This window comes from Stenotrophomonas sp. G106K1 (assembly GCF_037969685.1).
GTDB classification, from domain to species: domain Bacteria; phylum Pseudomonadota; class Gammaproteobacteria; order Xanthomonadales; family Xanthomonadaceae; genus Stenotrophomonas; species Stenotrophomonas lactitubi.
Genome location: NZ_JBBPFR010000013.1, coordinates 102,985 through 126,122 on the forward strand (window position 1 = coordinate 102,985; position 23,138 = coordinate 126,122).

The window sequence follows — 23,138 nt, forward strand, 5'->3', positions numbered from 1 at the left end:
CTCTTCCCGGGTTATCGTCCCGTGGACATGCACGCCTACGTCTATAAAAGCCAACTCAAGCCGGACACCTACGTCTATCTCGCCCGACGCGATGACTTCAGCGCTTTGCCTGCGCCGCTGTCGGCGTCGTTGGGTCCGCTCGTCTTCGTGCTGGAAGTGACCCTGGACGCGCAGCGCAAGCTGGCCCAGGCGGACCCGGCCAAGGTGCGCAGCGAACTGACCGAGCGCGGGTTCTACCTGCAGGTGCCGCCGTCGGTGAGCAGCATGATGCTGCGCCACTATGACTGAGCTTTCCCGATCCCGCGCCCTGTCGCTGGCCTTCATCCTCGGCGCCCTGCTGGCGCTGGGATCGGCGCTGGGTGGCCTGCCCGGCGCGGTGCTGGCGGCGCTGGCCCAACCGGCGTTCGCGCTGGGAATCTCGTGGTGGCGGCGCAGCCGCGCGCTGCTGCCGCCGAAGGTGATCGCCCGCCAGGACCTGCCGGCTCTGCTGGCGCTGTGGACCGCCGCCCCGTTGCTGCTGGCCCTGCTGTTGGCCTGGCCACTGGCCGCGCTGCGCGACAGCGGCAGCCTGGCCGCGGTGCTGGGCCTGAGCGTGCTGGTCAGTGCGGGCCTGTTGGCGGCCTGGCGCACCTGGCCGCTGTGGAACGATGTCGAGCGTCTCGATGGTGGCCTGGCCCAGCATTGGCAGGCGCTGGCTGGTCGAGACCTCAGTGCTTGGCGTGGCCTTGGCGTGGCGGCACTGGTGATGGCACTGGCGGCACTGGTGGTACTGCCGACCTGGCCGGAGCTGCTGCCGGAAAGCGCGCGTTGGCCGTCGGCACTGGCGGTGCTGCTGCTGTCGCCGCTGCTGCACCTGTTGCTGCAGCGCATTGCACCGGCGCCGCTGGTGTCGCTGCGCAGCACGGTTGGCGCTGAACTGCCGGTCGATCGCGAAACGCTGTTCAGCGCGGTGGTGGACACCACGCCGCTGGAAGCTCTGGCGCCGCAGGAGCTGACCCCGGCCCTGTACGAAGCCGCACGCCACGGCCGCATCGACCGTGCGCTGCAACTGCTGCAGGCCGGCGCCGATCCGTATTCCCTGCCTGACCCGAACTGGCGCGACCAGCGCAGCCTGGCGGTGCTCGCCGCCGTCCTGCCGGACCTGCGCCTGCTGCGTGAGCTGATCGGCCGCGGCGTCGATGTGAACGCGCCGCATCGCGGCATGACCCCGCTGCTGGCCGCCACCCGCGACAGCTGGCATGGGCGTCCGGAAGCGGTGATGACCCTGCTGGCCAACGGTGCCGATTCGCGCGCCACCGACAGCGAGGGCAATACGCCCCTGCACCATGCCGCCCGCAGTTCCGACCCCGGCGTAGCTGCGCTGCTGCGTGACGCGGCCGCTGAAGTCGACGCACTGAACCGTGATGGCTGGTCGCCGCTGGCGGTGGCCTGCCAGGTCGGCAACTGGCGCCTGGCGCGCTTCCTGCTGGAGCGCGGCGCCCGCAGCGAACCGGCCGACGGCACTCCGGTGCTGCTGGCCGCGGCCGCCACCGAGGACGATGATCCGGCCGGCGTGCAGCTGCTGCTCAAGCACAAGGCACGTGCTGACGCGCGTGACCGCCAGCGCCGCAGCGCACTGCATGAAGCGGCACTGGCCGGCCACGTGGACATCATCGGTGTGCTGCTTGCCGCCGGTGCCAACCTGGAAGCGCGCGACGCACTGGGCCGTACCCCGTGGCTGGAAGCAGCCCGCGCCGGCCGCGCCGCCGTGGTCGAACACCTGCTGCCGCACAAACCGGACCTGGTTGCAGTCGACACTGACGGTCGCAACGCGGTGCTGCTGGCAACGATGGCCGAGGACGTTTCGCCGCTGTTGATCAAGCGCCTGCTGGAACTGGGCATCGCGGCCGACGGTAGCGATCCGGCCGGCCGGCGCGCGGTGGACTACGCCGCCGAAGCCGGTCGCTGGGCGATCGTCGCCCTGCTGGACCCGTCCTACCCGTTGCCCGCCGCCGTCAGCGATGGCCTGGCCGAGCGCGGTGAGACGGCCAGTGCCAGCGGCCTGCTGCCCGATCGCCCGCCGTTGACCCTGCTGCGCGAGGCGCTGGGGTTCGGCAATACCGATGGCATGGCCGCGCTGGCCAGGTTGTGCCAGCCGGAAGAACTGGGTGGCCTGCTGCTCGATCCGGAGCTGGCGCTGGAGCCGCGCGCTGTCGACTGGCTGCTCGCCCATGGTGCCGATCCGTACGTGCGTGACGCCTGTGCCGATACACCGATGTTCGCGCTGCTGTCGCGTGGCATCGATGCCGTGCCGGCCCTGCAGGTGATGCTGCAGCATGGCCTGTCGCCGGCCGGCCGTGGTGGCCTGGCGCGTTTCCTGGCCGCCTGTGCGCAGCACGACCAGGCAGCGCGTGGCCTGGAACAGCTGGCACTGGAACTGCTGGAACGCGGCGCCGACCCGTTTGCCGCCTCGCCCGCCGGTGATCCGCCATTGTCACTGGCGGTGCGCCTGGGGTGGCTGCGCCTGCAGCAGGCCCTGCTCACGACCGGCGTGGACCGTGAAGCACGCGACAGCCATGGCATGACCGCGCTGCATCTGGCCACCGCACTGGCGCGCGAAAGTGCTCTGAAGCTGCTGGTGCAGCACGGTGCCTCGCCAGAAGCGCGTGCTGCCGATGGGCAGACGCCGCTGGGCGTGGCGCTGTCGATCGGTCGTCGCGATCTGGCCGACTGGCTGGACTGGCGGGTCTGGCCGCTGCCGCGCAGGACCCTGCGCGAAGGCGATCTGCCGGCCGCCGCGATGGCCGGTGACGTCGATGCCGTGCGTCGTTTGAATGATCTGGGCTTTGCCATCGACGCCGTCGATGCGCAGGGCTGCACCGCGCTGCTGCGTGCTGCAGGTGGTGGCCATCTGGCCGTGGTCGACCTGCTGCTGGCGCGCGGCGCCGATCCGCAGCATGCCGCTGCCAGTGGTGCGACGCCGTTGTCGGCGGCGGTCAGCATGCGCCAGGTCGATATCGTCTCGGCCCTGCTCGATGCCGGGGCGCAGCTCGAACACCGCCTGCCAGGCGGGGTCACCGTGCTGATGCTGGCCTCGGCGCTGGGCCTGCCGGACATCGTGGCGCGCCTGCTCACCGCCGGTGCCGACGTGCATGCCGGCGATGCCCAGCAGCTGGCGCCGCTGCACTGCGCCGCCCTGTATGGCTTCAGTGCGCGCGACCGTTCGCGCCTGCTGGCGCTGCTCGACACCCTGCTGCTGGCCGGTGCGGAGCCGGACCAGGCCGCCGCCGGTGCGGTCACGCCGCTGCTGTTGCTGATGGGCGCGCGCGCCGAACCGGGCACCGCCTGCGACGAGCAGGTGGTGATGGCCGCTGTCGAGCGCCTGCTGGATGAAGACGTGAGCCTGGACGTGCGCGATCCGCGGGGCTTCGGCCCGTTGCACCTGGCCGCCCTGCACGGGTTGCCGCTGCTGGTGCAGCGCCTGCTGCGCGCCGGTGCCGATCCGGAAGCGCGCGATGGCTTGAACCGCAGCCCGCGCGAGATCGCGGTGATGCGCGGTTTCATCGACGTCGCCGCCGAGTTCGAGCCGCGCGTACCGGGCGTATCGTCGATGGCCAGGTTCCTGCGCGACAACGGCTGAAGGTCGCACTCCATAGGGAGGGTGCCGACCGTTGGTCGGCAGGATGCCTTCAGTAGATCCACGCCATGCGTGGATGATCGCCGCGCACGGAAACAAAAACATCCACGCATGGCGTGGATCTACTTGTCGTCGCTTTCCGCGTCCGCTTCGAACAGGTGCATCAGGTCGTTGCGGGCATCGCGCGAGGTCTGGATCACCGCCGCCTCATCGTCGTACACCAGGTACTGGTCGCGCAGCAGCTTCTCGTCGTGTTCGCGGAACTGCTGCACATGGCGCTCGGCCACGTTCGGGGCCACGCCCAGCGCGGTCAGCACGCGGCCGCTCATTTCCAGGCTGGTACCGAACACTTCGCGGAACGGCTCGGCCGACATGTCCATCAACCGCCAGGCATGCTGGCGGTTGCGTGCACGTGCCAGCACTGTCGCGTCCGGGTACAGGCGACGCACCATGCGCACCGCGCGCAGGTTGGTCTCCGGGTCGTCCACGGTGATCACGAACACGTCGATGTGCTCGCCACCGGCGGCGCGCAGCATCTCCGGCCGGGTCGGGTCGCCGTAGTACAGCTGGTTGCCGAAACGGCGCAGGTCGGCCACCGTGTCCGGGTTCGCTTCCAGCGCCACGAATGGCACCTTCTGCGCGGTCAGCAGGCGCGCGATCACCTGGCCGAAGCGGCCCATGCCGGCAATCAGCACCTTCGGGCGATTGTCCGGCGCCACTTTATCGGCCTCCGCGGCCTGCCGTGGCGCGGCCTTCTCTTGGCCGAGCAGGCGCAGCAGGGCGATCATCAGCAAGGGCGTGATGGCCATCGACAGACCGACGATCGCCACCAGCCGGTCATGGTTGGCATTACCCAGCAGGTGCGCGCGCTGCGCTTCGTTGAACACCACGAACGCGAATTCGCCGCCCAGCCACAACACGCTGCCCAGCAGCAGCGACTGCCGGGAACTGAGCTTGGCGATGCGGCCGATGGCGTACAGCAGGCTGAACTTCACCACCAGCAGGATCGCCACACCTGCGGCGATCATCCACGGTTCGGCGGCGATGCGGTCCAGGTCGATGCCCATGCCTACGGCGATGAAGAACAGGCCCAGAAGCAAGCCCTTGAACGGCTCGATCTGCGATTCCAGTTCGTGCCGGAATTCCGAATCGGACAGCAGCACGCCGGCCAGGAACGCTCCCAGGCTGGGGCTCAGGCCGGCTTCCTGCATGAACCAGGCGGTGCCCAGCACGACCAGCAGCGCGGTGGCGGTGAACACCTCCGGGCTTCGGGTGCGGGCGATGATGCCGAACACCCGGCGCAGCACCGGCCGCCCGCACAGGATCACCACGGCCAGCGCGCCCAGCGCGACGGCCGCATCTTCCCAGCGCAGCGTCTCGTTCTTGACCCCGCCCAGCAGCGGAATCGCAGCCAGCAGCGGAATGGCGATCAGGTCCTGGAACAGCAGGATGGCAAACCCCAGCCGACCGTGCTCGCTGTTGATCGCCTTGTGCTCGGACAGCAGTTGCAGGCCGACCGCGGTCGACGACAGCGCCAGCGCCACGCCCACCACCAGCGCGCTCTTCCACTGGAAGTGATCGAGCAGCAGCAGGCCGCCCAGTACCAGCCCGGACAGCGCCACCTGCGCCGCACCCGCACCGAACACCGAGCGCCGCATCACCTTCAGCCGGGCAGGGGACAGCTCCAGCCCGATCACGAACAGCAGCATCACCACGCCGATCTCGGCCGCGCCGAGGATGCGGTCGGCATCCTGCACGAAGCCGAGGCCATCCGGCCCCAGCACCACGCCCGCCGCCAGGTAGCCCAGCACCGCGCCGAAGCCGAACTTCTTGAACACCGGCACCGCGATCACCGCGGCCAGCAGCAGCACCAGTGCCAGTTCCAGACCACCGCTATGCATGGGAATACCTGGTCATCGGAAGGCCGGCTGTGCGTCCGTTCGGCGGGGGGAGGCGCGGCGGATGCCACCTGGCCATTATGCGCGCGCGGCTGTGTACGCACGAGAACGGCAGCGGGTCCCTTGCCCGGTCACCGGCGGCGGGTTGACCTGCACCGGTCGCCGGTCCAGACTGCCCGCCGCTGCCGGCATGTCCGTCAGTACACCCCTCCAGAGTCCCCAACCCATGTCCAGCGACAGTAGAAGTCGACCTCGGTCGACGCCAGCGATGGCCACCGCCTGACATCGGGACGGTTTGCCTGCGTTGGCGTTGCGCGATGTCGCACCCCATGAAGGCGAATCACCATGAACCAGAAGCAATTGCTGCGTCCGGTGGCCGATGCCGCAGCATTGTCGGCACCGCTGGCGAACTACAACACCGCCGACGCGGTGGAATTCCTCAACACGCTCGAACTGGAGCGCGCCGCCGAGACGCTGGCTGCGCTGTCGTTGCCGCGTGCAGTGAAGATGCTGGAGGCGCCGGAGCTGCACCGCAGTGGCGAACTGGTTGCCGCGCTGCCGCCGGCACGCGCCGCCGCGCTGCTGGGGTTGATGGCTGACGACCGTGCCACCGACATCGTCCACGAGCTGGATGAAGAAGAACGCGCGCGGTTGATTCCGCTGCTGGGCAACGAAGCCCGGCAGACCATCCAGAAGCTGCTGAGCTACCCGCCGAACACCGCCGGTGCGCTGATGACCACCGAGTTTGTCGCCGTGCCCGCCACCTGGACCGTGGCCCAGACCCTGCAGCACATCCGCCAGGTCGAGCGCACGCGCGAGACCGTGTATGCGATCTACGTCCTCGACCCGGGCAACCAGCAGCTGCAGCAGGTGGTGACCATGCGCCGGCTGATCACCGGCCTGCCGGAGGAATCGATCCTGGACGTGGCCCAGGTCAATCCGCCGGTGATGGTGGATGCGCAGATGGACCAGGAAGACGTGGCGCGACTGATCCGCCGCCACGATCTGCTGGCGATTCCGGTGGTGGACGCGCAGCAGCACATGCTCGGCATCGTCACCGTCGATGACATCCTCGACGCACTGATCGAAGAGTCCACCGAAGACGCGCACAAGTTCGGCGGCATGGAAGCGCTGGACAAGCCGTACATGCAGATCGGCTTCTTCGAGATGCTGCGCAAGCGCGCCGGCTGGCTGAGCGTGCTGTTCGTTGGCGAGATGCTGACCGCCAGCGCGATGCAGCACTACGAGGACGAACTGGCGCGCGCGGTGGTGCTGACCCTGTTCATTCCATTGATCATGAGCTCGGGTGGCAACTCCGGTTCGCAGGCCACTTCGCTGCTGATCCGCAGCCTGGCCCTGCGCGAGCTGCGCCTGCGCGACTGGTGGAAGGTCGCCCTGCGCGAAGTGCCCACCGGCATGGTGCTGGGCGCCATCCTCGGCTGCCTGGCCATCATCCGCATCGTGATCTGGCAGCTTGGTGGATTCCATGACTACGGCGAGCACTGGATCCTGCTGGCGATCACCATCGGTGCCGCGCTGGTGGGCATCGTCACCTTCGGTTCGCTGTCCGGGTCGATGCTGCCGTTCATCCTCAAGCGGCTGGGCTTCGATCCGGCCAGTGCCTCGGCCCCGTTCGTCGCCACCCTGGTGGATGTGACCGGCCTGGTCATCTACTTCAGCATCGCTGCGATGATCCTGCGCGGCACCCTGCTGTAGCGGGGGCTTCATCCACGCATGGCGTGGATCTACTGTAGGGGGTGCTTCATCCACGTATGGCGTGGATCTACTGGTCCTGGCCGGCGTAGTAGATCCACGCCATGCGTGGATGCGATGCCAGGTTCCTGCGCACGATCATGCCGCCGCAGCACCGGTCCGTGTAACGTAGGCACATGAGTACCTACCACCTGCAGTCCGTGTTCCGTCCGCAGTCGGTCGCGGTGATCGGCGGCAGCCCGCGTGAGCGCTCGGCTGGCCGCGCAGTGATGCGCAACCTGCGTGGCACCGGCTTCCCCGGCAAGGTGGCATGGATCAACCCGCGCCACGCCGAGATCGATGGCATCCGCACGGTAAAGCGGTTGAAGGACCTGGACTGGGTGCCGGAACTGGTGGTGATCACCGCGCCGGCGGCGATCGTGCCGCAGGTGGTACGCACCGCCGCCGAACGTGGCGTGCAGGCCGCGATCATCCTCACCGCGCATCTGGGTGAAGGCCCGGGTTCGCCGTGGGCACAGGTGGAGGCTGCCGCGCGCGCGCATGGCCTGCGCATCCTCGGCCCGCACTGCCTGGGCGTGATCGCTCCCCATGCACGGCTCAATGCCAGCATCGCCGCGCATTTCCCGCAGGCCGGCGACCTCGCGCTGATCTCCGAATCCTCGGCGATCGCCGCCGCCCTGGTGGAATGGGGCGTGGCGCGCTCGGTGGGGTTCTCCGCCGTGGTCTCGCTGGGCGACACCATGGACGTGGACTTCGGCGACCTGCTGGACTATTTCGCCACCGACTACCGCACCCGCGCCATCCTGCTTTACGTCGAACAGATCAAGGACGCCCGCAAGTTCATGTCGGCCGCACGTGCCGCGGCGCGTGCCAAGCCGGTGGTGGTGGTGAAGTCCGGGCGCGCCGAACGGGTGCATCCGGGCAGCGCCGATACCCACGTGCAGGCCCTGGCGCGCGCCGATGATGTCTACGGCGCGGCATTCAACCGTGCCGGCCTGCTGCGGGTGAGCGCGCTGGACGAACTGTTCACCGCGGCCGAATCGCTGGGCCGCCTGGGCACCTTCCCCGGGCGTCGCCTGGCCATCCTCAGCAACGGCGGCGGTGTCGGCCACCTGGCGGTGGACCAGCTGATCGCCCTGCACGGCACGCTGGCGCAACTGTCCGACAGCACCGTGCAGAAGCTCGATGCGGTACTGCCGCAGGGCTGGTCGCGCAGCAACCCGGTCGACATCGTGGTCGATGCCGATGGTGATCGCTATGCCACGGCCATCGAAGCGCTGCTGGCCGACAACGAAAACGATGCGGTACTGGTGGTCAACGTGCCCACGGCGTTCACCTCCTCGGCCGATGCCGCGCAGGCGCTGACCCGCACGCTCGGCCTGCGCCCGCGGCATCACCGTGACAAGCCAGTATTCGCGGTGTGGCTGGGCAACGACGACCAGGCCACCGCCACCCTCAATGCGGCACGCGTGCCGACCTATCCCACCGAAGCCGAGGCCGTGCGCGGTTTCCAGCATCTGGTGCGTTACCGCGAAGCACAGAACGCGTTGATGGAAACGCCACCCAGCCTGCCGCAGGACTTCAGCGTGGACACCGTGCGTGCACGTGCGCTGGTCGAGGCCGCGCTGGCCAACGGTCAAGGCTGGCTGGATCCGCTGGCCACCCATGAACTGCTGAAGGCCTACGGCATTCCCTCTGCACCGGTGATGCACGCACGTGATGCGCACGAGGCGATGGACCTGGCGCAACCGTTGCTGGAGCGAGGCGCAACCGTCGCGCTGAAGATCCTGTCGCCCGATATTCCGCACAAATCCGAAGTGGATGGCGTGCGCCTGAACCTGGCGACGTTGCCGGCAGTGCAGAGCGCGGCCAAGGCGATCCTTGCCCGTGCGCGACAGCTGCGACCGGATGCGCGTATCGACGGCCTGCTGGTGCAGCCGACCATCGTCCGGCCGAAGGCGCGCGAGCTCATCGTCGGCATCGCCGACGACGCCACGTTCGGCCCGGTGATCGTGGTCGGTCGTGGTGGCACGGCGGTGGAAGTGATCAATGACAAGGCGTTGGCGCTGCCGCCGCTGGACCTGCGCTTGGCCCACGAGCTGATTGGCCAGACCCGCGCCTCGCGCATCCTCAAGGCCTACGGCGATGTGCCAGCGGCCGACGAGCGCGCACTGGCGCTGGCGCTGGTAAAGCTGGCACAGCTGGCAGCGGATATTCCCGAAGTACGCACGCTGGACATCAACCCGTTGCTGGTCGACAGCAAGGGCATCCTGGCGCTGGACGCGCGCGTGGCGGTCGCGCCGTCGCGCATCCTGCACAAAGGGCGTGGCCATCCGCGTTTCGCCGTCTTCCCGTATCCGAAGGAATGGGAGCGCACCATCGAACTGTCCGACGGCGGTCGCGCCTTCGTACGCCCGGTGCGGCCGGAGGATGACGCGTTGTTCCGCGCGTTCTTCGCCCGCGTCAGCGATGAGGATCTGCGCCTGCGCTTCTTCCAGTCGGTCAAGCACTTCAGCCACGAGTTCATCGCCCGACTGACGCAGCTGGACTACGCGCGCTCGATCGCATTGGTGGCCATTGAGCCGCGCACCGGCGAGATGCTCGGTGCGGTCCGGCTGCATGCCGATGCGGATTATCACCGCGGCGAGTACGGCATCCTGATCCGCTCGGACCTGAAGGGCCACGGCATCGGCTGGCGCCTGATGGCGATCATGATCGAGTACGCCAAGTGGCTGGGCCTGGACGTGGTGGAAGGCCAGGTGCTGCGCGAGAACAGCACCATGCTGGCGATGTGCCAGAGCCTGGGCTTCAAGACCCGGCTGGACCCGGACGATCCGACGGTGATGATGGTGACGTTGCCGGTGCAGCAGGTCGAGGTCCCCGACGTCCCACCGGTGTCGTGATCATGACGGTAGCGCCGGGCCATGCCCGGCGCAACATCGGATTCACCTTAGCGGCTCGACCACCACCGCCGTGCCATAGCACAGCACTTCGGTCAGCCCGGTCATCACATCGGTGGCGTCGTAGCGCATGCCGATGACCGCGTTGGCACCCAGCTGCCGCGCATGCTTGACCATGTCGCGGTAGGTTTCCTCGCGCGCCTGCTCGCACAGCTCGGTGTAGATGGTGATGTTGCCGCCGAAGATCGTCTGGATACCGCCGAGAAAGTTGCCGACGATCGAGCGCGAGCGCACGGTGATGCCGCGCACCACGCCCAGGTTGCGCGCGATGCGGTAGCCGGGCAGCTCGAAGGCGGTGGTCACCATCGAATCCTCGAAGCGCGCTGCGGACGTGGTCGGGGTACCGCTGTTGTAGGGGTCGGCCATGGGTGTCTGGTCTACTGTCGAAGAGGAGAAGGAAGCGCTGCAAGAAGATTGAGTAAGTGCTATTCCTGATAGACGACCTGCACCCTGCCGCCCTCGGCAAGCCGCATCACATCGGCAAGTTGCTCCACCTCAAATATAGAATAGGTCACTTCGATTCCAGATCCAGGAAGCATCAGAGGAGCAGCGTCATCCTGCGCAACCTCAATCAGCTTGCGGACGCCTGCGAAGCAATACTCGGCGCGCACGCCGCTGATCTCCAGCCGACTGTCATCGCCTCGCTGCTCATACTCACGGGCGAGCGACGCAGACTTCTGCATCGCCGTGGCTGGGTCAGGTGCATTGATCAGATACAGATTCTCGTGGACCGGGAATGATGCTTGGCCCTCGTACAGGTAATAGAAGATGGCGTGTGCGCAGTACAGCATTGTTGTCCTCCCGGCGGAGCAAGTACCTGGTCGCGCAAAACACAGGGTCAGCTCGTGGCTGGCCGCAATCACCGCGCAGCACCACAATACCGCCATGACCGACCGTATTCCCCTGCTCCTCCTCCCGGGCCTGCTCAACGACGCCGAACTCTGGCGCGCGCAGCTGGCCGACCTGGCCGATATCGCCGACTGCACCGTGGGCGACCAGACACACGGTGAGACCCTGCAGGCCGTTGCCGAGGAGGTACTGGCGCAGGCGCCGGAGCGGTTTGCGCTGGCCGGCTTCTCACTGGGCGGCTTCGTCGCCCAGCAGATCCTGCGCACCGCGCCGGAGCGGGTGCTGCAGCTGGCCCTGATCGACACCTCGATCCATGCCGACTCCCCGGAACGTGCCGAACAGCGCCGCAGCCAGCGCGCCAGCGTGCGCCTACCCGGCAAATTCCACGGCTTTGGTGACGCGCTGATGCGCAGCTATATCGACGCCTCGCGGCTGGACGACTACGTGCTGGTGCAGCGCGTGCGTGACATGACCGCACGGCTGGGTGCGGAGGTGTTCCTGCGCCAGAGCGCGCTGGAGCGCAGTGATGGCCACGATGTGCTGGCCGGCTACCGCGATCCGCTGCTGATCGTCTGTGGAGCGAACGACCGCATCACGCCGTTGGCGGTGAGCGAGGAGATGCACGCGCTGGTGCCGCATTCGCAGCTGGTGGTGGTGCCCGATTGCGGGCACCTGGCACCGATGGAGAAGCCGGACGAGGTGAGTGCGGCAATGCGCGGATGGTTGTTGCAGGTGTGACACTGTCCTGCCTGATGGATTCCTCGTTCCACCCCATGCCGTTGTAAACGCGGTAGCGCAGCACGCCGATGTATTCGTGCACCATCACTTCGATCAGCAGCAGGTTGTATGCGGAGGGAAGCCATCCTGCTGCGGCGCGGAGGCGATCACTGGGCAGGCCCTCGGCCACGACACCGAAGTGCCGGAAGTAGATCAGGCTGCGCTTGAGATGCAGGCCTGAAGTCACCAGCACCACCCGGAGACTGTCGTGCTGGATGATTCGGCTGCTGTTCCTGGCGTTCTGCCAGGTGTTCACGCTGGCCTGCTCGCGGACAATGTGGCCCGCAGGCACGCCCAGCGCAATCAGTTCACGCGCGTAGACGTCGGCTTCCGTGGCGTTGTCCGGCGTCGTGGCACCTCCACTGACCAGCACCGCGCAGGTTTCGCCGTTGCGCTCGCAGGCGAGGTAGCGTTGCGCTGCGGCCATCAACCGGCTATTGCCAGCCAGGCTTGGCCTAGAGCTGTGAGCATCCTGATCGATGCCAGCGCCCAGCACGACAATGGCCGTGCGTGGATGCGGCGCCGGTGCAATGCTTGAAGGTGCGTCCTGTGCCAGGTCCAGCAGCCATTGCGTGATGGGCGGGCTCGCGCTGGCCAGGATCGCCAGCGGCGCCAAGGCCAGCGCGGCGGCGCTGCGTACGTGTTGCTTTCGGACAAGAACAGCGCACAAAAGCAGCAGGAAAAGTGTCAAGGCCAGCATGACGAACCTCAGGACAATTTGAATGGATTCCGATGGCGTTGCGCGATGGGCGCTTCCATGCTGGATGCCATGGATCTGAAGCGAATGTCACTCCCGGTCAGATGTGCTGCCATCGTGGGCGCCATCCTGCTCGCGGTTGCTGTCGGGCTTCTTCTCGGTAGCACGTTTCCGCAGCTGTTCCTGCAGATCCATCAACGGATGCAGTAGTCCGTATGTCTCGCACGCTGTCGCTTCAGGCCTCTGGTCGAGCGTTGCGAAACGCGGATAAGCATCTCTTCAGATGTTGAATGCGACAGGCGGAGGAACGCAATGCGGCGCTTGAACACAACGCAAGGGGCACAGTCGCGGCAGTACCCTGCAGACGGTCCTGAGCTCGGCGAGCGATCTATGCTCAGCCTGATTGCAGTGGCTGCGCCAGACCAGCTCTCATCATTCACCGCCGCCCTGGACGAAGCGATCTCGCGTTGGGTGAACGCTGCGGAGAATGAATCCTCTGGTTGTCTGGAACAGGAACTCTCGCGCGTGCATGCATTGAAAAGCGTAACTTCGGCGCTGGGCAGCCGCAGGATTGCCGATGCCTGCGAAGGCCTGGCTGACGCTCTCCGCTCCGGTGAAGTCATCGGCACCGTGCGTCTGCGCGGCTGCGCACTGGCGATCTCGGCACAGCGCCTGCCGCGGCGAACGACGGGTCAATCACTGACCAGGGGACGCTGACATGCATGGTCCGCACACGTCTTTGCACACCTCGTCCCCAGCAGCGCTGCTGCATGCCGCGCGTGCGTTAGAGATGCACCGCCTGGCTATGTTGCTGTCGTGCCTGCAGGAGCCGCGCGCCAGTGGGTTCCGGGTGCTGTTGCAGGCGCTTGCGGTGCTGTGGTGCTGGCTCTGGCTGGATGGCCCGCAGCGGGTTCTGGCCGATGAGGCCGCGCGCGTGTTGCCGGTCGCCATCGTACTTCTGGCAGTGTCTGTGGCTTGGGCTCTCTTTATAAATCTCTGCTCGCAGCGTCGCCGTACGTGGTACGACGCGGCGGGTCTTCTGCTCAGTCTGGTCATGGTGGCCATCCAGGTGCACTCGGCCTTCATCCTGTTGATGGCGCTCAATGCAATCCTGCCGTTCCTCGTCATTGCTGCGACGGTGGCTTACGGACGCAAGGCCATGGCGCCGGCAATCGCGGTAACGGCATTGGCTTTGCTGTGGGCAGCACCCGAAGGCTACTGGTTTTCGCGGCCCGCCTATCTGGCCTATGCGCTGGCACTGACCATCCTGTTGCCGCTGGTCGTGGCGTCACTGGTGGCTGCAATGCGCGAAATCGCGTTGCGTGCCATTGCATCGCGCGAGGCGCAGGGGCGATTCGTCGGCACAATGAGCCATGAGCTTCGCACACCGCTCAATGCGATCATCAGCGGTATCCAGCTTCTGGAAGTCGATACGGCAAGTGCTGCCCAGCGACATGCACTGGCCACGGTTGCCAGGCAGGCACAGGCGCTCAGGCATCGCATCGATGATGTCCTCGACGTTGCCAGCATTGATGGTGGCAAGCTGCAGCTGCGGCCACATCCTTGTTCGCTGTTTTCCATCATCGAGGCGGCGCAGGCCAGCTGTATGCCTGCGGCTGCCGACAAAGGCGTGGTTCTGCAGGTGGACGCAGGGAGGCCGGACGTATGGATGCTGGCGGATGGCGGTCGCATCGAACAGGTGGTGACCAATCTTCTCTGCAATGCCATCAAGTTCAGCCCCATGGCGGGCGAGGCGAAGGTCTCGGTTGGCGCCGTTCGATCGGCAGAGGACTGGCTGGTGCGGATCTCGGTCTGCGACTCCGGGACGGGTATCGATGATGCGCAGAGAGAGATGATTTTCTCGCCCTTCGTGCAGGTCAGCCAGGGCGAAGCGCGCTGCGAGCAGGGGGTCGGGCTCGGGCTGTACATCGTTCGGCTGATCTCTGATGCCATGGGCGGAACGATCAACGTAGGCCGCAGCGACGCCGGGGGCGCCTCATTCGTGTGGTCCTTCACTGTGGCCGCGGCCGATGAGGCTGATCCGCTTCCTTCCCTGGAACAGCTCTTCCAGTCGCACGCGGCGTTGGTTCGTCCGCTGCACTGCCTGCTGTTCGAGGACGTGGAGACCAACCGCGACGTGGTGCGGCGCCTGCTGCAGTGTGCCGGCCATCGCCTCAGCTGCCGCCATGATGGTCACGATGCGCAGGCCATCATCAAGGCACTGGCGCCCGACGTCGTTCTGCTTGATCTGCATATGCCTGGCTGCAGCGGATGGGATGTACTGGAGGTACTGGTCAGGGACCCTGAGTCGCCCCCCGTTCTGGTGATGAGCGCAGATACCCGGGTACAGGTGATCGAGAGGGCGCGTGCGCTGGGTGCGGCCGGCTTTCTGTGCAAGCCACTGGACATCCAGGAGGTCCTGGATAGGTTGCGCGATGTTGCAGGACGCGGTGGTTCCGGTGCAACGGTGTAGGGCCACGCGTGCGCAAGGCCCTACCCGTTCCGACCCCGGTGCGGTGGCTCTGGCAGGTGCCGACCTTGGTCGGCACGTTGTTTCATCGGTCGACCAGAGGTCAGCGCCGACCAAGGTCGGCGTCTACCACAGCAGGCGTCCGTCCCCGGGGGGGGATCAATCCCAAGCCGGTGCGATGCCTTCCGGATTGGCCAGGCGGTGGCCACGGTCCAGCTTGGCGATCTGCGCCATGTCGTCTTCGGTCAGGCGGATCGCGGCGGCTTCCAGGTTGCTGGCCAGGTTCTCGCGCTTGGTCGATGACGGAATGATCGCGTAATCCTGCTGCAGCGCCCATGCCAGCGCGATCTGTGCCGGGCTGGCCTGATGACGGCCGGCGATGGCCTGGATTACTGGGTCCTTGATCACCTCGCCGTAGGCCAGGCTCATGTAGGCAGTGACGCGGATCCCGTTGTCCTGCAGGAACTTCACCAGCAGGCGGTTCTGCAGGTAGGGGTGGATCTCGATCTGGTTGGTGGCGATGGCATCGGCGCCGAGGATCTCGATCGCCTTGCGGGTCTGGGCGATGGTGAAGTTGGAGATACCGATCTCCCGGGTCAGCCCCTGTGCCTTGGCCTCAGCCAGGGCAGGCAGGTATTCCTCCATCGGCGTGTCGACCTTGTCGTTCGGTGACGGCCAGTGGATCAATGCCAGGTCGACGTGGTCGGTGCGCAGCTTTTCCAGGCTGGTGCGCAGGCTGGCCAGCAGCGCATCGTGCTTGAACTCGGTGATCCACACCTTGGTGGTCAGGTAGATCTCGTCACGCGGTACGCCGGACTCGGCGATGGCCTGGCCGACCTCGGCTTCGTTGCCGTAGATCTGCGCGGTGTCGATGGCGCGGTAGCCGACGTCCAGCGCGTTGCGCACCGAGTCGATCACGGTCTGGTCTTTCAGGCGGAAGGTGCCGAGGCCGAAAGCGGGGACAGTCATGGAGAACTCCAAAGCGGGGGAAGGAGGTGATCGCAAAGGGTAGGGCAGGGGCCGTGTGCATGCCGGCAACGGTGCATTGCATGCATCAGTGCGCGCTCACCGCAATGCCCTCGGCGCGATCGTCGATGCCGTCGCGACGGTCCAGGCGGCCGCTGAGTGCCGTCAGTGCGAACGCACCGACCACCACCAGCGCACCCAGCCACGGCGTGTGCATCAGGCCGATGTGTTCGACCACCAGGCCGCCCAGCGATGCACCCAGCGCGATGCCGATGTTGAACGCGGCGATGTTCAGGCCCGAGGCCACGTCGGTGGCCTGCGGTGCGTAGCGCTGTGCCTGCTTGACCACATACACCTGCAGGCCGGGCACGTTGCCGAATGCCACCGCGCCCAATGCCAGTACGGTCAGCAGCATCAACCAGGTGTTGTGGGCGGTGAAGGTCATCACCAGCAGCACCACGGCCAGCAGCGCGAAGATGCGCTTCAGCGCGGGCACCGGGCCCATGCGGTCGGCCATGCGGCCGCCCCACAGGTTGCCGATCGCCACCGACACGCCATACACCAGCAGCACCAGGCTGACCGCGTTGGCCGAGAAGCCGGTAACGTCCTGCAGGATCGGCGTCAGGTAGGTGAAGGACAGGAAGGTACCGCCGTAGCCGAGTGCGGTGATGGCGTAGACCATCAGCAAGCGCGGCTGCGCAAGCACGCCCAGCTGCTGGCGGAAGGTGGCCGGCGCGCTCTGCGCCAGGCCGCGCGGTACGAACAGCAGGGCGCCCAGCAGCGCGATCACGCCCAGCCCGGCCACGGCCAGGAATGTAGCGCGCCAGCCCAGGTGCTGGCCGATGAAGGTACCCAGCGGTACGCCGGTCACCAGGGCCACGGTCAGGCCGGTGAACATGATGGCGATGGCACTGGCGGCCTTCTCCTTCGGCACCACGGCGGTGGCGATGATCGAGCCGATGGAGAAGAACACCCCGTGGGCCAGGCCAGTGAGGATGCGGGCGACGATCAGCGAGGTGTAACCCGGTGCCATCCATGCGATGACGTTGCCGAGGGTGAACAGCACCATCAGCGCGACCAGCAGGGTCTTGCGCGGCACACGGCCGGTGAGTGCGGTCAGCACCGGTGCGCCGACGGCCACGCCGAGCGCATACAGGGAGACCAGCAGGCCGGCCGACGGCAGGCTGACCTGCAGGTCGGCGGCGATGGTCGGGATCAGGCCGACGATGACGAACTCGGTGGTGCCGATGGCGAAGGCACCGAGGGTCAGCGCCAGCAGGGCGAGCGGAATGCCACGGATCATGACAGTGTCCAGAGCGAAGGAAGGGGCGCAGTGTGCGCGGCCGACCTTTGCCGAAAAACCAGTCTTCACGCCAATCACTCTTGCCTGGTGGTCAATAATGGCGTCATGAAAACCACCCTCGACGAAATGCAGGCCTTCCTGGCGGTGATCGACAGCGGTTCGATCAGCGCCGCCGCCGAGCAGCTGGGGCAGACGCCTTCGGGCGTGAGCCGCGCGCTGGGCCGGCTGGAGGACAAGCTGGGCACCACCCTGCTGACCCGCACCACCCGTCGCCTGCACCTGACCGCCGAAGGCGAGGCCTACCTGCGTCATGCGCGCGCGATCATCGATGCCGTGGAATCGGCCGAGGAACAGATGGCCGCGCGCCGCGAGCGCCCGGCTGGCCGGCTGCGGGTGGATGCGGCGATGCCGTTCGTGCTGCACGTGATCGCGCCGTTGGTGGCCGGCTACCGCGCGCGCTATCCGGAGGTGCAGCTGGAGTTGAACAGTTCAGAGCGCTACATCGACCTGCTGGAACGGCGTACCGACCTGGCGATCCGCATCGGCCCGCTGGCTGATTCCACCCTGCATGCACGGCCGTTGGGACGCTGCCGGCTGCAGGTGCTGGCCAGCCCGGGCTATCTGGCCGCGCACGGGGAGCCGACCAGCGTGGCGGCGCTGGGGCAGCACACGCTGCTCAGCTTCAACGAACCGGAATCGCTGAATCGCTGGCCGCTGCCGGGCGATGCCGACGGGCAGCTTTTGGTACGCCCGGATATCGCGGTATCCAGCGGCGAGACGCTGCGCACGCTGGCGGTGGAAGGCGTGGGCATCACCTGCCTGTCCGACTTCGTGACCGAACGCGATCGTGCGGCCGGCACGCTGGTGCCGGTGCTGGCTGCACAGACGCTGGATGTGTACCAGCCGATCCACGCGGTGTACTACCGCAACACGGCCGTATCGGCACGGATCAGCTCGTTCCTGGATTACCTGGGCGACGCGATGGCCGCATCGGATTACCTGCGCTGATGTGAGCCGAGCGTAGGCTCGGCTCTACAGCGCCCGGAACGATCGACGGCCCGGTGTAGAGCCGAGCCCATGCTCGGCGGCCTGCAAAGGATCAGGCCGCGCGCGCCTGCGCGTGCTTGGCCGCCGCCGTGGTCGACAGATCAAACACATCCACCGCTTCGATCAGGCGATCAGCCTGCTGTTCCAGGCTGCGTGCCGCGGCGCTGGCTTCTTCCACCAGCGCGGCATTCTGCTGGGTGGTGCCGTCCATCTGGATGATGGTCTGGCTGACCTGCTCGATGCCGGCCGACTGCTCCTGCGAAGCAGCGGAGATCTCGGCCATGATGTCGGTCACGCGCTGCACCGACGCGACGATCTCGGCCATGGTGTCGCCGGCCTGGCGCACGCGCTGCGCACCCTGGCCAACCTGTTCCACCGACGCCTCGATCAGCGACTTGATTTCCTTGGCTGCCGCCGCCGAGCGCTGCGCCAGCGTACGCACTTCACTGGCGACCACTGCGAACCCGCGGCCCTGCTCACCGGCACGCGCCGCTTCCACCGCCGCATTCAACGCCAGGATATTGGTCTGGAATGCGATGCCGTCGATCACGCTGATGATGTCGGCGATCTGCCGCGAGGAGCCTTCGATCGCATCCATCGTCGCCACGACCTGGCCGACCACTTCACCGCCGTGCGAGGCAACGCTGTGCGCACCGATCGCCAGCTGGTTGGCCTGCCGCGCATGCTCGGCGTTCTGGCGCACGGTGGAGGTCAGTTCCTCCATCGACGCGGCGGTTTCTTCCAGGTTCGCCGCCTGTTGTTCGGTGCGGCGCGACAGGTCGTTGTTGCCGGCGGCAATCTCGGCGGCGGCGGTGTGGATGCTGCCGGAGGCGTGCTTGATGTCGCTGACGATCGTCGCCAGCTGTGCGGCGGTGGCGTTGGCATCCCCCGCAATGCGTGCGAACACGCCCTGGAAGTCGCCGTCCATACGCGCACCCAGGCGACCATCGGCAATGGCACGCAGCATGGTCGAGACCTCGCCGAGGTTCTGTTCGGTGGTCTGCATCAAGCGGTTCAGGCCATCGACCATCGCGCGGAAATCATGCTCGAAGCGCTCACTGTCGCCGCGCTGGCTGAAATCACCTGCTGCCGCAGCTTCGGCCAAGCGGCGGATTTCGCCGTTGATCGCGCCCAGGTTGGATTTGACCGCATCCAGCGCCTGGGTGATCACGGCCTTCTCGCCGGGCAGGCGCTCCATGTCCAGGCTGAGATCGCCCACTGCATAGCGGCCCATGATCGTGATCGCGCGCATTTTCACCTGGATGTGCGCATCGACCAGGGTATTGGTGTCAGCCACCATCATGCCGTAGGCGCCGGGGAAGGCGCTGCTGTCCATGCGGTGGCTGATCGTGCCGGCGTCGTGTGCCCTGGCCATCGCGGTCTGCGCATCAAGCACGCCACGCAGGGTGCTCTGCACGGCCTGCATCGCCTGTGCCAGGCGACCGATCTCGTCGCGGCTGCGCACCTGCACCACGTGGTCGAGGTCGCCGGCGGCGACCGCACGCGCGGCCGCTTCCACCGCCAGCACCGGCTGCACCACGGCGCGCCGCAGCCACCAGCCAAGGGCGATCAGCAGCAGCACGGCGGCGCCGATGGTCAGCGCGGCGCACGCCGCCAGCACCTGCCGGGAATCCTGCGAACGCGCCGTCACTGCAGCCTCGGCCACCTCGGTGGCACGCATGCTCAAGGCATCCAGTGCACTGGCCACCGGACGGTCCTTGCCACGCACCAGTGAATCGCCCACCGAAGGGTCGTAGCTGGCGTCAGCGAAGGCCTGCAGTGCGGCGTGGTAGTCCTGCTGCAACTGTGCGTGCAGTCCGGAGAACGCCTGCGCCAGTTCGCGCGTGCGCGCATCGGGGCTGGCGGCCAGGCCCGTGGCCAGTTCGGCAACGACGCGGCCTTCGTTGTCGAAGGCCTGCAGGTGGTGCTGGCGCAACGCATCATCGTGGCCGCGCAGCAGCACGTTCTTCCATTCCTGTACCTGCCCGCGGAACTCGCGTTGCAGGCGCTCGGCGTCGCGGCTGTGGGCGACCTCCGGAGGGACTTCGGTGGACAGCTTCAACCAGGCAGACGCCAGGCCCGCCAGGGCGCATACCAGGACAACGGCCAGACCAACAGAAACGGCACCGAGCAGCTTCGACTGCAGCCGCGGCGCATGGGAAGAGGCTTTCATGGGACGAGATCTCGGAAGGGGTGCGATGCGGTATCGACCATCCTTGAGGTCTCTGAAGTGCGATATCTGTCACATTCCTGTTCTGTTTAGTGATGTGAAGGATCTGTTTAATAGGACAAATGTGTCCATATGGAACGAAAGAAGACCCTCGACAGTCGGTTTAAATGTAACTATTGTTGTTACATGAAATCCGCGAACCCGCTTTCCGACGCCCTGCATGTGATGGCTCATCTGGTCGGCCAGCACGGGCCGCGAACCTCCGAACAGCTGGCCACCTGCCTGCCGACCCATCCGGTGGTGATCCGCCGCCTGCTGGCGCAGATGCACAAGGCCGGCCTGGTACGCAGCACGCGCGGCCACGGTGGCGGCAGCCAGCTCGCCCGCGATGCGGCCACGATTACCCTGCACGACGTCTACCAGGCCATCGGCGCGCCGCCGATGGTCCAGGTCGGTACCCGCGAAGGCAGGGGCGGCTGCCCGATCCAGCAGCTGGTCAACCAGGCCCTGCTGGAGAGCGCCCGCGAAGCGCAGCGCCTGCTCGAGCAGCGGCTGCAGGCAACTACCCTCGACCAGCTTGGCGCCGACTTCGCCCGCCATCTTGCCCATCACCGTTCCCTGGAAGGTCACCATGAATCCTGATGTCCTCATCGTCGGCGGCAGCTACGCCGGCATCGCCGCCGCACTGATCCTGGCGCGTGCGCGCCGGCCGGTCACCATCATCGACGCGGGTTCGCCGCGAAACCGCTTCGCCAGCCATTCGCACGGCGTGCTGGGCATGGACGGCATCAGTGGCGCCGAGTTGCTGAAGAACGCACGCCAGCAACTGCTGGACTACCCGACCGTGCGCTGGCTGAATGCCGAAGCCGTGCGGGCCACGGCCAGCGCCGATGGTGTGGAGGTGCATACCGCCGACGGCCAGATACTGACCGCGCGCAAGCTGCTGCTGGCCACCGGTATCGCCGACCAGCTGCCCGATCTGCCCGGCCTGGCCGAGCGCTGGGGCAGCACCGTGCTGCACTGCCCGTACTGCCATGGTTATGAAGTGGGTGGCGGTTCGATCGGTCTGCTCGGCGGCCATCCGATGTCGGCCGGCAAGGCGCCGTTGTTCGCCGATTGGGGCAACGTCACCTTCTTCAGCCAGGGCCTGCCGATCAGCGACGAGGAACTGGCCGCCATGCAGCAGCGCGGTGTGCAGATCGAAACCACGCCGGTGGTCGGCGTGCAGGGCGATCAGCCCACCTGGCTGGAGGTCGAGCTGGCCGATGGCCGCCGCATCGCCCAGCGTGCGCTGTTCGTGCCTGCCGGCCAGGCGATGGCCACGCCGCTGGTGCAGCAACTGGGCTGCGCGTTGGTGGAGAGTCCGCTGGGCGTGCTGATCGAGGTGGACTTGATGAAACAGACCTCGGTGCCGAACATCCATGCGGCAGGTGATGCGACCACGGTCGGCAACATCACCCTGGCCATGGCCGAAGGCGTGCGCGCGGGTATCGGCGTGCACCACGCGCTGGTCGGCGAAGACAGCCTGCCGCGTTGAGCTGCTGCATCCACGCGTGACGTGGATCTACTGAACGGTGCCGACGTTGGCCGGCACCGTCCTTCCTCAACCTTCCACGCTGGCCGCATCCAGCTGCGCCACGTCCTGCACGCTCAACGCCACGCTCGCCGCCGCCAGCAGGTCGTGCAGCTGTTCCACGCTGGTGGCGCTGACGATCGGTGCAGTGATCGACGGCCGTGCGATCTGCCAGGCCAGCGCGATCTGCGCGGCAGTGGCGTTGTGCTTGCCGGCCACATCATCCAGCGCCTGCAGGATGCGCAGGCCGCGCGGGTTCAGATAACGCTTGACCACGGTGGCGCCACGCGCGCTGCTCTTGCCGGCATCGTCAGGCGTGCGGTACTTGCCACTGAGGAAGCCACTGGCCAGAGCGTAGTAATTGATCACGCCGATCTGCTCGCGCTGCACCAGCGGTTCCAGTTCCTTCTCGTAGCCAGCGCGGTCGTACAGGTTGTACTCCGGCTGCAGGGTTTCGTAACGGGGAAGCTTGTAGTCGGTGGACACCTTCAGCGCTTCGGCCAGGCGCGTGGCGCTGTAGTTGGACGCACCGATCGCACGCACCTTGCCGGCCTCGATCAAGCGACCAAACGCAGCCAGGGTGGCTTCCAGCGGCGTGGATTCATCGTCCTCGTGGGCCTGGTACAGATCGATCACATCGGTCTGCAGCCGACGCAGCGAATCTTCGACGGCCGCATTGATGTTGTCCGGGGTGAGGCCGGGCCGCTCTGCCCATTTGGCTACCTTGGTCGCCAGCACCACCTTGTCGCGCTTGCCGCTGCGCGCGAACCACTTGCCGAGCAGTGTCTCCGACTCGCCACCCTGGTTGCCCGGCACCCACGCCGAGTACACATCGGCGGTGTCGACCAGGTTGAAGCCGGCATCGACGAAGGCATCCAGCAGGGCAAAACTGGCCTTCTCATCGGCGCTCCAGCCGAATACGTTGCCACCGAAGGCGAGCGGAGCTACATGCAGGCCGGAACGGCCCAGTTCGCGGATTGCCGTCATGGGCACGGACTCCTTGGGGGAAGTCCTTCAGGATAGAACGCGATGTGTGACCGCGCTGCGGCGCTGACCACAAAACTGTGTTCCGCACCGTGCACGCGGCTAACGTTTTGTG

Annotated in this window: 17 protein-coding genes and 1 pseudogene; 10 read left to right on the forward strand and 8 right to left on the reverse strand. The window is 66.9% G+C overall.

Annotated features, from left to right (window positions below; translation table 11 throughout):
- Positions 1-27 precede the first annotated feature (27 nt).
- Entirely contained in the window at positions 28-288 is a 261-nt protein-coding gene (locus WKB25_RS13080) for a YcgL domain-containing protein (protein ID WP_340571143.1), read from the forward strand.
- Complete coding sequence (locus WKB25_RS13085; protein ID WP_340571120.1) at positions 281-3,619, forward strand: ankyrin repeat domain-containing protein; 3,339 nt, start codon at positions 281-283, stop codon at positions 3,617-3,619. The genes WKB25_RS13080 and WKB25_RS13085 overlap by 8 nt, the downstream gene beginning before the upstream one ends.
- A 119-nt stretch (positions 3,620-3,738) precedes the next feature.
- Here WKB25_RS13085 and WKB25_RS13090 read toward each other — a convergent pair whose 3' ends face one another.
- Positions 3,739-5,517: a monovalent cation:proton antiporter-2 (CPA2) family protein gene (locus WKB25_RS13090; RefSeq protein ID WP_340571121.1), complete on the reverse strand. Its 1,779-nt coding sequence runs from the start codon at positions 5,515-5,517 to the stop codon at positions 3,739-3,741.
- A gap of 342 nt (positions 5,518-5,859) precedes the next feature.
- Here WKB25_RS13090 and mgtE point away from each other — a divergent pair, with 342 nt between their 5' ends.
- Both mgtE and WKB25_RS13100 read left to right on the forward strand, forming a co-directional pair.
- Entirely contained in the window at positions 5,860-7,230 is a 1,371-nt protein-coding gene (gene mgtE, locus WKB25_RS13095) for a magnesium transporter (protein ID WP_340571122.1), read from the forward strand.
- Positions 7,231-7,403: 173 nt separating this feature from the next.
- A complete protein-coding gene (locus WKB25_RS13100) occupies positions 7,404-10,130 on the forward strand; it encodes a bifunctional acetate--CoA ligase family protein/GNAT family N-acetyltransferase (protein ID WP_340571123.1) in 2,727 nt (908 codons plus the stop codon).
- 42 nt (positions 10,131-10,172) lie between these two features.
- On the opposite strand, the gene WKB25_RS13105 is transcribed toward WKB25_RS13100, so the two are convergent.
- Both WKB25_RS13105 and WKB25_RS13110 read right to left on the reverse strand, forming a co-directional pair.
- Positions 10,173-10,553 (reverse strand): YbjQ family protein, encoded by a 381-nt coding sequence (locus WKB25_RS13105; RefSeq protein WP_025877607.1) that lies wholly within the window; start codon positions 10,551-10,553, stop codon positions 10,173-10,175.
- A gap of 59 nt (positions 10,554-10,612) precedes the next feature.
- Positions 10,613-10,978: a hypothetical protein gene (locus WKB25_RS13110; protein WP_033832515.1), complete on the reverse strand. Its 366-nt coding sequence runs from the start codon at positions 10,976-10,978 to the stop codon at positions 10,613-10,615.
- A 94-nt stretch (positions 10,979-11,072) separates the two neighbouring features.
- On the opposite strand from WKB25_RS13110, the gene WKB25_RS13115 reads away from it, so the two are divergent.
- On the forward strand, positions 11,073-11,774 hold the full coding sequence (locus tag WKB25_RS13115) for an alpha/beta hydrolase (protein WP_134833256.1): 702 nt from the start codon (positions 11,073-11,075) through the stop codon (positions 11,772-11,774).
- A 76-nt stretch (positions 11,775-11,850) separates the two neighbouring features.
- Here WKB25_RS13115 and WKB25_RS13120 read toward each other — a convergent pair.
- Positions 11,851-12,513 (reverse strand): annotated as a pseudogene (locus WKB25_RS13120) (YdcF family protein); the annotation flags it as partial.
- 309 nt (positions 12,514-12,822) lie between these two features.
- On the opposite strand from WKB25_RS13120, the gene WKB25_RS13125 reads away from it, so the two are divergent.
- The gene (locus WKB25_RS13125) at positions 12,823-13,227 is read left to right on the forward strand and encodes a hypothetical protein (RefSeq protein WP_340571125.1); all 405 of its coding nucleotides are present in this window, start codon (positions 12,823-12,825) and stop codon (positions 13,225-13,227) included.
- Between the two features lies 1 nt (position 13,228).
- Entirely contained in the window at positions 13,229-14,983 is a 1,755-nt protein-coding gene (locus WKB25_RS13130; RefSeq protein WP_340571126.1) for an ATP-binding protein, read from the forward strand.
- Between the two features lie 156 nt (positions 14,984-15,139).
- On the opposite strand, the gene dkgB is transcribed toward WKB25_RS13130, so the two are convergent.
- Both dkgB and WKB25_RS13140 read right to left on the reverse strand, forming a co-directional pair.
- Positions 15,140-15,949, reverse strand: coding sequence for a 2,5-didehydrogluconate reductase DkgB (dkgB, locus tag WKB25_RS13135; RefSeq protein ID WP_340571127.1), 810 nt, complete (start codon positions 15,947-15,949; stop codon positions 15,140-15,142).
- Positions 15,950-16,034: 85 nt separating this feature from the next.
- The gene (locus WKB25_RS13140; protein ID WP_340571128.1) at positions 16,035-17,249 is read right to left on the reverse strand and encodes an MFS transporter; all 1,215 of its coding nucleotides are present in this window, start codon (positions 17,247-17,249) and stop codon (positions 16,035-16,037) included.
- Between the two features lie 105 nt (positions 17,250-17,354).
- Between WKB25_RS13140 and WKB25_RS13145 the strand changes: the two genes are divergently transcribed.
- Positions 17,355-18,257 carry a LysR family transcriptional regulator gene (locus WKB25_RS13145; protein WP_340571129.1) on the forward strand — a complete coding sequence of 301 codons (903 nt, stop codon included), beginning with the start codon at positions 17,355-17,357 and terminating at the stop codon, positions 18,255-18,257.
- Between the two features lie 91 nt (positions 18,258-18,348).
- Here the strand turns inward: WKB25_RS13145 and WKB25_RS13150 are convergent, their stop codons facing one another.
- A complete protein-coding gene (locus WKB25_RS13150) occupies positions 18,349-20,469 on the reverse strand; it encodes a methyl-accepting chemotaxis protein (protein WP_340571130.1) in 2,121 nt (706 codons plus the stop codon).
- A gap of 183 nt (positions 20,470-20,652) precedes the next feature.
- Between WKB25_RS13150 and WKB25_RS13155 the strand changes: the two genes are divergently transcribed.
- Entirely contained in the window at positions 20,653-21,108 is a 456-nt protein-coding gene (locus WKB25_RS13155; protein ID WP_025877596.1) for an Rrf2 family transcriptional regulator, read from the forward strand.
- Positions 21,098-22,003 carry an NAD(P)/FAD-dependent oxidoreductase gene (locus WKB25_RS13160; RefSeq protein WP_340571131.1) on the forward strand — a complete coding sequence of 302 codons (906 nt, stop codon included), beginning with the start codon at positions 21,098-21,100 and terminating at the stop codon, positions 22,001-22,003. Before WKB25_RS13155 ends, WKB25_RS13160 begins: the two co-directional genes overlap by 11 nt.
- A gap of 66 nt (positions 22,004-22,069) precedes the next feature.
- Here WKB25_RS13160 and WKB25_RS13165 read toward each other — a convergent pair whose 3' ends face one another.
- On the reverse strand, positions 22,070-23,026 hold the full coding sequence (locus tag WKB25_RS13165; RefSeq protein WP_340571132.1) for an aldo/keto reductase: 957 nt from the start codon (positions 23,024-23,026) through the stop codon (positions 22,070-22,072).
- Positions 23,027-23,138: the final 112 nt, after the last annotated feature.